The organism is Methyloprofundus sp. (assembly GCF_965251085.1).
In the GTDB taxonomy this organism is placed as follows: domain Bacteria; phylum Pseudomonadota; class Gammaproteobacteria; order Methylococcales; family Methylomonadaceae; genus Methyloprofundus.
Map to the genome: position 1 here is coordinate 1,519,903 of NZ_OZ252594.1, position 12,398 is coordinate 1,532,300.

The window sequence follows — 12,398 nt, forward strand, 5'->3', positions numbered from 1 at the left end:
GAGTTAGCAAGTTTGAGTAGGAGTACACGCTTTTTCAGTAGGGCGTTGTTCTTTTAGCCATCCGGTGATGCCATTCTGTAAATGCGATACATTAGACATGTTCAGTTTTTCGCTTAAAAGAGTCCCTACTCTACCACTACGGCCACCTGAGTGACAGACCAATATTATTTCCTGATCAGGTGTGGATTGTAATTTTTGCACTTCTGCAAGCCATTGTTGAGTATTGTATTTGCCGTTTGGATCAAAGAAGCTAAGTGGGTGACTGCCCGGGATTATGCCGGTTTTCTGCCATTCCTGTGGTGTGCGAATATCAATAATAATGGCATCTTTACCCAGGCCACTATTGACCTCGCTGGGGGTTAAATTAGTTAGATCCGCAGCGCCAAGTATATTGCTGAAGAATACCATGTAAAGAATGAATGAGTGCAGAATGAGATTTTTTTTAAGCATGGACTGATATTTTTAAAAAAGAGAAAAAATTATTAAGCAGATGTATATTTCAAGGTAATTTATATCATGATTAATGTTTATTAGTCGAGTATGATATACAGTTAACTTATAATCAACTTTAGGAAGCTATTAATGACAACAAAAGTAAAGCTAAAAGTAACTGGAATGAAGTGCGGTGGTTGTGAAAACACGATTAAGCAGGCATTATCAGGTAAAGACGGTATTGTATCTGTAGATACCAGCCACAGTGAAGACTGGGTAGAAGTTGAGTTTGATACAGCTACGCTAGAAGAAGAGGGTGTTATTGAGCTGATCGAAGATGCCGGTTTTACGGTTGTAGATTAAATTCTTACGATGATTTTAGAGTAGACCTTAGCTTGTCTTCTTCTCGGGTCTGTAACGCAATGAGAGAATTATTATGAGCGATGAAAATAACCCAAAAGATGCCCAGAGTAGTGAAGCAGAAATTCGCTTATCTGTATTAGGTATGAGCTGTGCGGGATGTGTGGCTGCGGTGGAAACTGCATTAACCTCGGTTACAGGAGTAACGTCCGTCGCAGTGAATTTTGCTGACCATTCGGCCATAGTAAAAGGTGAAGTTGACCCTGATTTATTAAAAAAATCACTTATAAATTCAGGTTATGACGGTGCTGTCATGGAAGGCTTTGAAGACCCTGCCGAACAGGAAGAGCAGGAAATGGCGCGCTATCGGCAGTTAATGCGCAAAGCGACGGTTGCTGCGGTATTTGGTGTGCCGCTAATGATCATAGGGCATTTTGGCGGAGTGCCTGATATAGGTTCGGAAACAGGAAACTGGTTCTGGCCTGAAGTCGCCTTGATTACCCTCGCTATTTTGATTTATTCCGGTGGACAGTTTTTTATTGGTGCCTGGAAATCTATACTTGTACGCCAGGCTAATATGGATACCTTAATTGCTCTAGGTACCGGTTCCGCTTGGCTATATTCCTGCGTAGTGATTGATTACTCTGAATATTTACCCTCGTTATCCGCGCATGCTTATTTCGAAGCTTCGATCATTATTCTTGCGTTTATCAATTTTGGTGCCGCTCTGGAAACCAAGGCACGCGGCAAAACTTCCAGCGCGATTCGTGCCTTGATCGGTCTGCAACCACGTACTGCAAGAGTTGTCAGAGACGGACAAGAGCTGGATATCCCTATTGAAGATGTTGGCTTAGGTGAAACTCTGAGAGTGCGTCCGGGTGAAAAAATTGCTGTAGATGGTGAATTAATAGAGGGTCACTCTACGGTTGATGAATCCATGTTAACCGGAGAGTCTTTGCCGGTAGAAAAAATTCTCGGCGCTAGTGTTGCCGCAGGTACCATGAATCAGCAAGGTAGCTTTTTGTATCAGGCAACGCGCATAGGTCGTGATACCGCTCTGGCGCAAATTATTAAAAGTGTCCGTCAGGCTCAGGGCAGTAAACCTGAATTAGCAAAATTGGCCGATAAGATCGCCAGTATTTTTGTGCCCGTGGTGGTTTGTATTTCTGTATTGACGTTTTTGATCTGGAATACCTGGGGGCCTGAACCTGCATTAGGATATGCCTTTGTCACTGCGATGACCGTATTAGTCATCGCCTGTCCCTGTGCTTTAGGATTGGCAACGCCAATTTCAGTCATGGTGGCTGTAGGCCGTTCGGCACAATCGGGTATTCTGATCCGTAATGGTGATGGCTTACAGGTAGCAGGAAAAATCAGCACTTTAGTACTTGATAAAACAGGTACGGTGACCGAAGGTAAGCCGACAGTTTCAACTATTGAAACAACAGGTGATTATACTCAAGACGATATTTTACAATTAGCCGCCAGTATCGAGAAAAATTCTGAACACCCTTTGGCGTCTGCAATTCTCCGTGCTGCGGAAGAAAAGTCCTTAAAATTAGCCCGCGCTAAACAATTTGTCGCTGTATCAGGGCATGGCGTGTCTGCGATGATTAAAGATCAGGCTGTGTTATTTGGTAATGTCGCTTTAATGCAGGAAAAAGGCGTTGCCTATGAAGCCTTTGATAGTAAAATGCTGAGCCTTGCTGAGCTGGGTCAAACCCCGATGCTACTGGCGGTTGATAATGCTATCGCGGGAATTATAGCGGTTTCTGATCCGATTAAAGTAGATTCTGCAGCAGCCATTAAGCAATTGCAGAATCAGGGCGTGCAGGTGCTTATGGTAACCGGAGATAATGCAGCCACTGCCGCTGCCATAGCGAAACAAGCAGGAATCAGCGAAGTGCGTGCAGAAGTATTGCCGGAAGACAAAGCTGCGATAGTTAAAGAGTTGCAACAAGCAGGACAGATTGTCGGTATGGTTGGTGATGGTATCAACGATGCACCTGCTTTAGCGCAGGCCAACGTGGGCATAGCCATTGGTACTGGAACGGATGTAGCAATAGAAAGTGCGGATATTGTGATCTTGCAAGGTTCACTACAAAAAGTGCCAGAAGCGATGCTGCTTTCCAAAGCAACGGTTGCGAATATACAGCAAAACTTATTTGGCGCCTTTATTTATAATTCACTCAGCATACCCATTGCTGCAGGATTGTTATACCCAGTATTTGGGATATTGTTGAGCCCTATGATCGCCGGTGCGGCGATGGCGATGTCTTCAGTAACCGTGGTTGCCAATGCGAACCGTTTACGCTGGATGGACTTAGGGACTGAGCAGAAGAAAGGTTATAAAGAACAGGTTTTAGAATTGTTCGAGGCTTTTAAAAAGAGTTTAGCGTAGCCCGTATGGAGCTTTGTTGAATACGGAGTTGTGCTGTTTTTTCTGTATTTCGCAAGCACCGCAAAGGCTATCAATAGAGCATCACTTGCGCGAAGTATATCTTCTTCCCTGTGCAATATACAGGGAAGAAGTAGACTCTTGATTTAGCTGTGTAGAATTAGAGCCGCAATCTTCAATTTATCTTAACTAAGCCTGTTTTAACTCTTTTTTTCATCAGTTGAAAATACAGTTTTTCAGCCGCTAGCCAGTCTTTAACGTCCTGTCCTGGTTTGGTGTCACGGTTTAAAGAGTTGAAATAAGCAGCATCAGAAATCCATTTTTGTGTTTGATCTTCAATCATATGATATATGTGAGTATATGGTTAATGTGTGAACTAATTGCAGGGCCACAGCAGGCAAACCCCTTTCTTGAATTAATCAGCATAGTACAGATAACATAATCTAAAGTTTACCTGTAAAATAGTTATCAGCATTAGGCTAATGATTAATGATAACTTACGCTTAGGGCTTTTTTCAAGCTTTTAGCGGTATATACTTCGCGCGGTCACAGATGCGGATTTCTAGCGGCTGAAGTTTTTGCCGATGGCTATGTTGCTAAAACAGTTAAGTAGCCAGCTATGCGCTAGTTTCAGCGTCCCCATATCAAGTACGGGGCAGGCTTTGCTATCGACAAAAATCAGCTCACTATGTTTTTCGCATCTATGTCCACGCGAAGTCTATATTTACCAAGGAAAATAAAATGCAAATGCGTTTAACGGATATTCAACAACAAGTGGGTGGTGAAATCTTCGGCGATGCTAATTCTGTAGTCAATGCAGTCAATTCATTAGAGCTAGCACAGCTCGGTGAAATAGCTTTTGCAGAAAATGACAAGTATCTGACAATTGCACAACAGAGTAACGCATCGATTTTAATAGTGCCGCAGAGCTTTCCTGACCTAGCGGGTAAAAATATATTAAAAGTTGCTAAGCCGAAAGAAATTTTTATCGGCATAATGATGATGTTTGATGACTCCGGTGCGAAGTTTTCGGGTATTCATCCCACTGCCGCTATTGCTGAAAACCAAGTTGCTATCGCAGCATCTGTTGCCATTGCCGCGCATGTATATATACAGGAAAATGTCAAGATTGGTGCTAATACCAGTATAGATTCAAATACACATATTGCGCATGATGTGGTTATCGGGGAACACTGTCAGATTGGTCCGAATGTAACTATCTTGTCCAAAGTCAAGATAGGCCATAACGTCATTATTCATGCTGGTACGGTAATCGGTGGGGAAGGGTTTGGTTATTTCTGGGATGGTCAGCAACAGAAGAAAGTGCCGCAACTTGGCGGAGTAATAATCGAAGACAATGTAGAAATAGGCTGCAACAGCTGTATTGATAGAGCCACCTTTGGTATGACGCGGATTGGTAAAGGCACGAAAATTGATAACCTGGTGCAGATTGCACATAACAACGATATCGGTGAGCACTGTATTATTGTTTCCCATGTGGGCCTATCGGGTAGCGTTACACTAGGTAAACGTGTGACTTTAGCGGGGCAGGTAGGGATAGCTGATCATATCACCATGGGCGATGGTTCAACCGCGGCGGCAAGAACCGGTATTTCCAAAGATGTACAAGCTGATCAAGTCGTCTGGGGAGCACCGAATCGACCTATAAAACAAGTAATGCGTGAAATGGCCAGCATCCCTAAATTACCAGCTTTATTAGGCCAGGTTAAAAATATTCTAAAACGCCTAACAGAAGTAGAGCAAAAGCTATCTCGTCTAGATAAGGAATAAAAAAGGCTGTTTATTTCTACCATGAAGGGCATGAAGAACTTGAAGTTTGTGCTGATTTACTTTTTCGCTCACCTTACCCCTAATATTTTTTCTTCATTACCTTCATGTCCTTCATGGTAAAAAATAAAATCATAAACTGCATAGGAATGAGCACGAAATAAAATCTACAACAAGTAAAGCCCCGGCTTCCAGGTTGACTAATTTGTTTACTGCACAATCCTTAACTAGATAGAAAACATCCCAATACTCAAGTAATCCCGCGCAAATCTTAATCACACAAAAATGAGACAATTTTTAACAAACCTGTGGCTATTGCCCGTTTTATCAGGCATTTTTATTGGTACTAGCTATATTCCTTTCCCTCCCTGGGCTTCTATGTTTGGTTTTATCCCCTTATGGATATTCTGGGAACAGCAAACACGGCTGAAAAACGTCATTCTAGGCGGTGTTTTATGTAGCTTTGTTTTTTCCCTGATCGGTTTTAACTGGGTTACTTATTTATTGCATGAATTTGCCCAGGTCCCGTGGGTTGCCGCCGTATTGGGCATGATTTTATTTGCCTTGTTTGCACATTTATTTGTATCGGTAGCTGGCGCGTTGTGGTTTATCGGACGATCACTCAAGCTCTACACCGGCTGGCAGTCTATTCTGGTTATGGGCTTGTTCACTGCTTTATGCTTATGGGCAATGCCCATGTTGTTTAAATGGAATTTTGGTTATTCCTGGTATGGTGCGCAAATTCCTGTCTATCAACTGGCTGAATATATAGGTTTTAGCGGCTTAAGTATGTTGACAGTACTGGCAAATGTCCCGCTGTATTTTGCCTGGCAGAAAAGACAAGATAAACAGGGGCGTGTTGTATTGACCCGTGTGGTTATCACCTTTCTTGCTTTGAATGCATTTGGCTTAAGCGCTAAAGCATGGCTACCTATGCCTGATGCTACTTTTAATACTCTGCTGGTACAGGCAAATATAGGTAATGCCGAGAAGGTCGCGGCTGAAGTTGGCCGTGGGTTTTATGAGCAAATAATAGATCAATATCAGACTGCTACTGATCAAGGCTTGGCAAAATATGCGCACAATAAAATTGATTTTATTCTTTGGTCTGAAACCGCATTTCCTGCGTTATTAAATCCTGAATATCAGGGTAGCTATTATGCGCAACAACTGATCAAATATATTAAGCAGCGCGAAGTTGCATTAATTACCGGCGCTTATGCGAAAGATCCCGACAATGGCTTGATTACTAATTCCTTGTTTATTATAGATAAAAAGGGAAAGGTACAATCACCGTATTACAGTAAAACCATTTTACTAGCTTTTGGCGAGTACATTCCTGGCGAGGAGAAATTTCCGGTATTTCGTGAATGGTTGCCCATGGTTGGACATTTTGGTCGTGGTCAGGGGCCTACGCAATTACTTGCTTTAGAGGAGTATAAAATAGGTCCGCAAATATGTTATGAAAGCCTATATCCGGATTTTTCTAAATCTCTGGCTGATTTAGGCGCGCAGTTTATAGTGAATGTTACCAATGATTCCTGGTATGGCACCTGGCAAGAGCCTTACCAGCATATGTATATGACACTAGGGCGAGCGGTAGAAATCCGCAGGCCGCTGGTGCGGGTTACTAATACCGGGATTTCAACAGTCGTGTTGGCATCGGGTGAAGTATTAGAGCAATCACCGATGCATCAAGCGTGGGCGGGCTTATATAGCGTGCCTTATCTAATCCAGCCTAAAGCGACTTTTTATCAGCGTTATTTTGCATTAATGCCGGGTTTGTTGATCGGTTTATCGCTATTATTGCTGTTAAATGGCTATCGCTTGCGTGCCAAAAAAATCGCTATGTAAAACGGGCTTAGGAGCGAGGGTTTAATAATATCCGCAAGTATGACGCAGGATTTTGGCAGCACAGGCGTGCTAGGAAAGCAGCGGCATAAGTATGGAGGCATAATTATTTTAACATTTTTTTGTTAAGGTTATGCGTAGGATGGGTAGAGCGTCTTTTTGCGAAACCCATCATTTTACGTGGGACTGATGGGTTTCGCTGCGCGCTCTCACGAGTCTCTACGCACCTAAAAAACCGATGCTACGTTCTACCCATTTACAGAATTGTTAAATGTGTTTACGCAGGCACTTGGCAGGCTACGTAACTGTTTTTCTAGTGCGACTGTGGAGTCAAAAGAAACGTCATTCCTGCGTAGGCAGGAACAAGTCAGACTCGGGTATTATTGAATTCTCGCTCCTTACCACATTAAATCATCAGGAATCTGGAAGTCAGCATAGGGGTCATCTGTTGCTAAGTCATCTTCGGTTTTGTCATTTAAAACCAGAATAAAACTGCCGTCGCGTTGTTTGATTTTTTCGGCTACCTGAGCAGGGACTAGTTCATAGCTAGCACCATATTTAACGATAGCTAATTTACCGTTAGTAATGTTTTTTAATGTGGCTTGATTAACATAAATCTTTTTAACGACATTATTGTCCGAGAAATTATACGCAACGCCGTCTTCATCTTTAGCTTGAATGTTGAGCTGAATCAGTTGCTTGATCTGCGCAACAACCGCTTTTTTTTCAGCCTGGTTTTTTTGCTGCAGGTTTAATTCTCGATCTTTTGCCTGTTTTTCGGCCAGAGACTTTTGTGCAAGCAGGGTGGCTTCTTCGGTTTGTTCGGTTTTGCTATTGCGTTGTTGCTTTGATTGTTTATACTTTTCTTTTTTTGCTTTATTTGCCTTATCTTTCTTAATAAGACCTGAGTTTAAAAGCTGGTCTTGTAATGAGATTGCCATACTTATTGCCTTTATAGAGGTTTGATCGGTTTTGGTAATTGGGTTAACCTGGAAAAATCAGTTGAGCGCGAATTTATAGTGCAAGATATTGAATTAATATAACACTTTCAAAAAATGTCCGCTTCACTCATAGCTTAAGCGGACATTTTGCAAGTGCGGTGGAATCAAGAGCTTGTGCTAGAAAACGTGAGCAGCTGATTTTTCTAGGATTAAGCGTATTTTATATTTAAATAGTACTGGAGTCATACCTTATATGAGTCAATCGTCCAAGAAAGTTATGCTGGTATCTGGAGAGTCTTCAGGCGACCAGCATGGCGCAAATTTATTTCTTGAATTAAAAAAACGCAGTCCGGATATACAGGGTATCGGCATGGGCGGCAAGAAAATGGCCGAAGCCGGGATAGAGATAAATTATGACTCTTCTAATATAGGGGTTATAGGTGTAATAGAGGTTATTAAACGCTATGCCGAGATCAAACGAGCCTTAAATGCCATGCAGAGCTTGTTGCTGGAGCAACGTCCTGATTTGCTGATCTGTATAGACTACAAGGAATTTAATTTCAAACTGGCAGGTTTCGCTAAGCAACAGGGAATTAAAGTACTGTTTTATGTCAGTCCGCAAATCTGGGCCTGGCGTCCTGGGCGGGTGGTGAAGTATGGCAAAGTTATCGATATGATGGCGGTTATATTTCCCTTTGAAGTGCCGTTTTATGAAAAGGAAAATGTGCCGGTGCGGTATGTAGGGCATCCTTCTGTTGATACGGCTTATGCAAAGCGCAGTAGAGAAGAGGATTTCAAGGCTTATGCTCTTGATGGCGATAAGCCCGTAGTAGGTATATTGCCAGGAAGCCGTACCGATGAAATAAACCGTATGTTGCCGATTATGTTACAGGCCGCTGAATTGATTCAAAAAGCCATACCTGGTGTGCAGTTTGTGTTGCCACAGGCTGATTCTGTTTCAGATGCACTATTACAAGCCTCTTTTCAGCACTCGAATATTCAGGTTAAAAGCATTAAAAGTCAGTTTCATGATGCTGTGCAATGCTGTGATGCGGTGATGACGGTATCAGGTACTGCGACTTTGGAAATTGCACTACTGAAAGTGCCTATGCTGGTTGCCTATAAGCTTTCTACGATTACCTACCTATTGGCAAAAATACTGGTGGATACCGAGTTTATTGGATTGCCTAATATTATTGCCGGGAAATCCGTTGTAAAAGAGTTTATCCAATATGCTGCAACACCTGAAAATCTGGCTCAGGAAATACTGCATTTGCTACAAGATAAACAATATGCACAGACAATCCGTGAGGGATTACAGACAGTAAAAGTAAAAGTAGGAGAGGGTGGTGGTTCGGAGAATATGGCTGAATTGGCACTGGAAATGTTGCAAGATTAGGCACCTGGAAATAAATAAGTGTCCAATATTTGGGCAGAATTTATGTTTGTCATTAGTGCTGTAGCAGTAGGCGCATAGCTGGCTACGTAACTATTGATAGAGTGCTAATGACGGACAAAAAGACCAGCAAAGTTGGATGATGTGTGTTTCCAGGTGCCTTAGTCGAGTTTGTAAAGTTTGTAGAGTTATTTCCTTAGGAATCAATAAGACATAAAAAAGCCCGGAAATCCGGGCTTTTAAATAGTTAGTTAAAAACTAACCGCTAGTCATTGCCACCAAATATACCTAAAATCTGCAACAAGCTCAGGAATAGATTGTAAATGGAAACATATAAAGAAATAGTCGCAAGAATATAGTTAGTTTCACCGCCATGAATGATTTCACTGGTTTGGTATAAAATCATACCGGACATCAATAAAATAAACATACCTGAAACCGCTAAAGACAGCGCAGGGATAGAGAAAACCATCGCTCCAATACCAGCCAAAAAGGCGACCAGAATACCGACCATTAAGAATCCGCCTAAAAAGCTGAAATCCTTACGTGTTGTTAAGGCATAACCCGACAGCGCAATAAAAATAATACCAGTACCGCCTAGTGCTGTCATTACTAGCTCGTGGCCGTTACTATAGGCATTAAGGTACATATTTACAATAGGGCCCAGAGTGAGTCCCATAAAGCCAGTTAAAGCAAAGATAAAGACGATGCCCCATGCACTGTTTCTGAATTTGGTCGTGACAAAAAGTAAGCCAAAATAACCCACCATAGTCACAATCATGCCTAAGGGAGGCATATTTATCATCATAGCAAAGCCGGCAGTGAAAGCACTGAATAGTAAAGTTAAAGAAAGCAGCATATAGGTGTTTCTTAAAACTTTATTGGTTGCCAATATACTTGCACTGGCAGGTGTAGCTGCAACATTTAATCTCATAGTGGTATAGCCGTAGTTGATGGAAAAAGAATATCTGTAATCTTACAAGAATTTGCTAATATTGAACAACAAATTTACAAAAAAATACAAAATAAATGACAGAACAACAGACTCCCTATCTAATATTGGGTGGTGAAAAAGCGATTACAAGTTTAGTCGAGCGATTTTACTTTTATATGGACACCCTGCCTGAGGCTAAAGAGCTAAGGGCAATCCACGCGACTGACTTATCTGCAGCGAAAGATAAGCTATTTAAATTTTTATCTGGCTGGCTGGGCGGTCCTGATTTATTTATACAAGAGTATGGGCACCCACGATTAAGACAGAGGCACTTTCCCTTTAAAGTCAATCAGCAGGCGCGAGACCAATGGATATTTTGTATGCACAAAGCCTTGTACGAAATAGCAATGCCGGATGAATTAAGAAAGAACCTTAAACAGGCAATAGAGGATTTAGCAACGCATATGATTAACGCCGAGTAATAGCGTAATGTAGCCCTTGTGGAGCTTGCGGAATACGTGAGAATGATGGGCTCTGAATGCTCAGTATTCCGTAAACTCTATACAGGCTACGGGTGTTGCTTTATTAATGCAGCTGATTAATCGGCAATAGTCGTCAATTTTGCTGCAAGCTTTGCAGAACCTATACCTAGTCCCACGCCCAGCAATAGCGAGAAAGAGATAACGCAGACTGGGTTATCCCATCCTAGATTAAGCAACACGTCTGTAGATAACTTGTCTGGTGTTTGTAAAAGGTAGCCAAAGGTCGCTGAATAGCCAAGCACACTAGCAGGTATTGCAGAAAGTGCAGGAACGTTAGCAGCCAGACACATGGCGATCACGGTAAAAGTTACAATGATTCCCGCCATCATTGGAAAGCCAAGTAAAGTATCAGGCGAAATGGTCGCTATTTCATAGGCTGCATAGGTTGCTACAACAACACCAAACACACTACAGATAGCCGTGTTTTTTGCTGCTTCATCTGTGCCACCTAGAGCAAAATAAGCTGCCCAGGAAATGGTTGCTGCCCAGATTAGAAACACGCCGCTCAACGGGCCTACAGCCAGAAAAGTTGCGATTCCTGCGATTATTCCAATACTGACAGACAGGGCTGAAAGACTATTCATATTCTTATCTCCTCAAGATCGTCTCGATTAAATAGTTAAGTTGCAGTGAGACGGAACTGCAATATAAAAAAACGACTAAGCGATATTAATAATATCGAGTAGTGGATGCTCGCTGATTTAAGCATGTAAATTTAAATTACGCAATCGGATAATCCTAGAAACCGCAGTTGAGCAGGGATTTTGTGGAAAATCTGAGTGTGAAAGACAAGGCACAGCTAGCAGGCAATGTCCGTAGACCTTGGCAATAGCTGTAACGCAGTATTTCGCGCTCAGATTTATTCACAAAACCGTGAAGCGGAGTCTGTTCGCCCTGCAGGTGATAAGTTGTTGCGGTCATTATGTTTTATATTCAAATGCTTAGAGTGTTTTTTAGCGTTCAACTGCGGTTTTTAGGATAATGCTGCACCTGAAATTCAGGGCGCAACTGCAGAGAATAAGACTGGGCTAATGCCCAATGTCCATCTCCTTAAATGTTGTGTAAAAATACAGGTATAAAAACAAGGTTGCTATGCCGACAGCACCTAAAATGATGCGGATTTGTTCACTAAGATCCTGTTCAAAGATAAATTCTAGAAAACAGGTGATGATTACCAGCTCAGTTACATAACGAATACTGACATGCTGATATTTAGTATAGGAGACCAGCACTTTATAGGCCTTTACCATAACGATAAAAAAAACCACCCAATCCAGCATTTCAGCATCGTGATTAGCCAGCCACATATTTCCAGACGCCATTCTTTGAGCAGAGACATAGAGATTGGTTAGCATGTATAAAACCAGGCGCAGCATGACCAGTAATATAACCAGAGAAACTAGTTTATTAATCCACTGGGTGATTTTTTCTACAAATAAGCTCATGTTATTATCATGTAAATAGAATAACTCCCCCTCCTAATCAAGGAGGGGCTAGGGGAGGATTGATGTTTAATATTAAGCTAAATAATATCAATAACCTAAATTTTTATAGATCCCCCTCAATCCTAATGCTGCTTACTTAAGTATTTATTGATTTAATATCAATAAGTTAAGGCGTAGGCTGGGTTAGCTTATTGAGCAAAGCGAAATAACGTAGTGTGACTGGCATGATAGTCAGCTAGCTGGTGAAAGTCCAGCCTTTGCCCTGTGAGAAGGGAAGAAGTAGGCGAAAGCAAGGGTGTCCAAAGAAACTC

Annotated in this window: 12 protein-coding genes; 6 read left to right on the forward strand and 6 right to left on the reverse strand. The window is 41.9% G+C overall.

Going from position 1 to position 12,398, the window contains the following annotated elements:
• Positions 1 to 3: 3 nt before the first annotated feature.
• The gene (locus ACQY3F_RS06910; RefSeq protein ID WP_428354162.1) at positions 4 to 450 is read right to left on the reverse strand and encodes a rhodanese-like domain-containing protein; all 447 of its coding nucleotides are present in this window, start codon (positions 448 to 450) and stop codon (positions 4 to 6) included.
• Positions 451 to 582: 132 nt separating this feature from the next.
• On the opposite strand from ACQY3F_RS06910, the gene ACQY3F_RS06915 reads away from it, so the two are divergent.
• Both ACQY3F_RS06915 and ACQY3F_RS06920 read left to right on the forward strand, forming a co-directional pair.
• Positions 583 to 795, forward strand: coding sequence for a heavy-metal-associated domain-containing protein (locus ACQY3F_RS06915; protein ID WP_428354163.1), 213 nt, complete (start codon positions 583 to 585; stop codon positions 793 to 795).
• 73 nt (positions 796 to 868) lie between these two features.
• Complete coding sequence (locus tag ACQY3F_RS06920; protein ID WP_428354164.1) at positions 869 to 3,193, forward strand: heavy metal translocating P-type ATPase; 2,325 nt, start codon at positions 869 to 871, stop codon at positions 3,191 to 3,193.
• 172 nt (positions 3,194 to 3,365) lie between these two features.
• On the opposite strand, the gene ACQY3F_RS06925 is transcribed toward ACQY3F_RS06920, so the two are convergent.
• On the reverse strand, positions 3,366 to 3,533 hold the full coding sequence (locus ACQY3F_RS06925) for a DUF2934 domain-containing protein (RefSeq protein WP_428354165.1): 168 nt from the start codon (positions 3,531 to 3,533) through the stop codon (positions 3,366 to 3,368).
• 398 nt (positions 3,534 to 3,931) lie between these two features.
• Here ACQY3F_RS06925 and lpxD point away from each other — a divergent pair, with 398 nt between their 5' ends.
• Positions 3,932 to 4,981 carry a UDP-3-O-(3-hydroxymyristoyl)glucosamine N-acyltransferase gene (gene lpxD, locus ACQY3F_RS06930; RefSeq protein WP_428354166.1) on the forward strand — a complete coding sequence of 350 codons (1,050 nt, stop codon included), beginning with the start codon at positions 3,932 to 3,934 and terminating at the stop codon, positions 4,979 to 4,981.
• 282 nt (positions 4,982 to 5,263) lie between these two features.
• Positions 5,264 to 6,832 (forward strand): apolipoprotein N-acyltransferase, encoded by a 1,569-nt coding sequence (lnt, locus tag ACQY3F_RS06935; RefSeq protein WP_428354167.1) that lies wholly within the window; start codon positions 5,264 to 5,266, stop codon positions 6,830 to 6,832.
• Between the two features lie 395 nt (positions 6,833 to 7,227).
• Here the strand turns inward: lnt and ACQY3F_RS06940 are convergent, their stop codons facing one another.
• Positions 7,228 to 7,770 (reverse strand): DUF2058 domain-containing protein, encoded by a 543-nt coding sequence (locus ACQY3F_RS06940; RefSeq protein ID WP_428354168.1) that lies wholly within the window; start codon positions 7,768 to 7,770, stop codon positions 7,228 to 7,230.
• Positions 7,771 to 8,023: 253 nt separating this feature from the next.
• Between ACQY3F_RS06940 and lpxB the strand changes: the two genes are divergently transcribed.
• The gene (lpxB, locus tag ACQY3F_RS06945) at positions 8,024 to 9,169 is read left to right on the forward strand and encodes a lipid-A-disaccharide synthase (protein ID WP_428354169.1); all 1,146 of its coding nucleotides are present in this window, start codon (positions 8,024 to 8,026) and stop codon (positions 9,167 to 9,169) included.
• Between the two features lie 262 nt (positions 9,170 to 9,431).
• Here lpxB and ACQY3F_RS06950 read toward each other — a convergent pair whose 3' ends face one another.
• A complete protein-coding gene (locus tag ACQY3F_RS06950; RefSeq protein ID WP_428354170.1) occupies positions 9,432 to 10,100 on the reverse strand; it encodes a Bax inhibitor-1/YccA family protein in 669 nt (222 codons plus the stop codon).
• 95 nt (positions 10,101 to 10,195) lie between these two features.
• On the opposite strand from ACQY3F_RS06950, the gene ACQY3F_RS06955 reads away from it, so the two are divergent.
• The gene (locus ACQY3F_RS06955) at positions 10,196 to 10,582 is read left to right on the forward strand and encodes a group II truncated hemoglobin (protein ID WP_428354171.1); all 387 of its coding nucleotides are present in this window, start codon (positions 10,196 to 10,198) and stop codon (positions 10,580 to 10,582) included.
• Between the two features lie 116 nt (positions 10,583 to 10,698).
• Here the strand turns inward: ACQY3F_RS06955 and ACQY3F_RS06960 are convergent, their stop codons facing one another.
• Complete coding sequence (locus tag ACQY3F_RS06960) at positions 10,699 to 11,226, reverse strand: DUF1097 domain-containing protein (RefSeq protein ID WP_428354172.1); 528 nt, start codon at positions 11,224 to 11,226, stop codon at positions 10,699 to 10,701.
• 444 nt (positions 11,227 to 11,670) lie between these two features.
• Positions 11,671 to 12,087 carry a hypothetical protein gene (locus tag ACQY3F_RS06965; protein WP_428354173.1) on the reverse strand — a complete coding sequence of 139 codons (417 nt, stop codon included), beginning with the start codon at positions 12,085 to 12,087 and terminating at the stop codon, positions 11,671 to 11,673.
• Between the last annotated feature and the right edge of the window lie 311 nt (positions 12,088 to 12,398).

Bases quoted from the DNA above. Each gene is read 5' to 3' on its own strand.
- ACQY3F_RS06910 (WP_428354162.1), bottom strand. From the start codon at position 450: ATGCTTAAAAAAAATCTCATTCTGCACTCATTCATTCTTTACATGGTA.
- ACQY3F_RS06915 (WP_428354163.1), top strand. From the start codon at position 583: ATGACAACAAAAGTAAAGCTAAAAGTAACTGGAATGAAGTGCGGTGGT.
- ACQY3F_RS06920 (WP_428354164.1), top strand. From the start codon at position 869: ATGAGCGATGAAAATAACCCAAAAGATGCCCAGAGTAGTGAAGCAGAA.
- ACQY3F_RS06925 (WP_428354165.1), bottom strand. From the start codon at position 3,533: ATGATTGAAGATCAAACACAAAAATGGATTTCTGATGCTGCTTATTTC.
- lpxD (WP_428354166.1), top strand. From the start codon at position 3,932: ATGCAAATGCGTTTAACGGATATTCAACAACAAGTGGGTGGTGAAATC.
- lnt (WP_428354167.1), top strand. From the start codon at position 5,264: ATGAGACAATTTTTAACAAACCTGTGGCTATTGCCCGTTTTATCAGGC.
- ACQY3F_RS06940 (WP_428354168.1), bottom strand. From the start codon at position 7,770: ATGGCAATCTCATTACAAGACCAGCTTTTAAACTCAGGTCTTATTAAG.
- lpxB (WP_428354169.1), top strand. From the start codon at position 8,024: ATGAGTCAATCGTCCAAGAAAGTTATGCTGGTATCTGGAGAGTCTTCA.
- ACQY3F_RS06950 (WP_428354170.1), bottom strand. From the start codon at position 10,100: ATGAGATTAAATGTTGCAGCTACACCTGCCAGTGCAAGTATATTGGCA.
- ACQY3F_RS06955 (WP_428354171.1), top strand. From the start codon at position 10,196: ATGACAGAACAACAGACTCCCTATCTAATATTGGGTGGTGAAAAAGCG.
- ACQY3F_RS06960 (WP_428354172.1), bottom strand. From the start codon at position 11,226: ATGAATAGTCTTTCAGCCCTGTCTGTCAGTATTGGAATAATCGCAGGA.
- ACQY3F_RS06965 (WP_428354173.1), bottom strand. From the start codon at position 12,087: ATGAGCTTATTTGTAGAAAAAATCACCCAGTGGATTAATAAACTAGTT.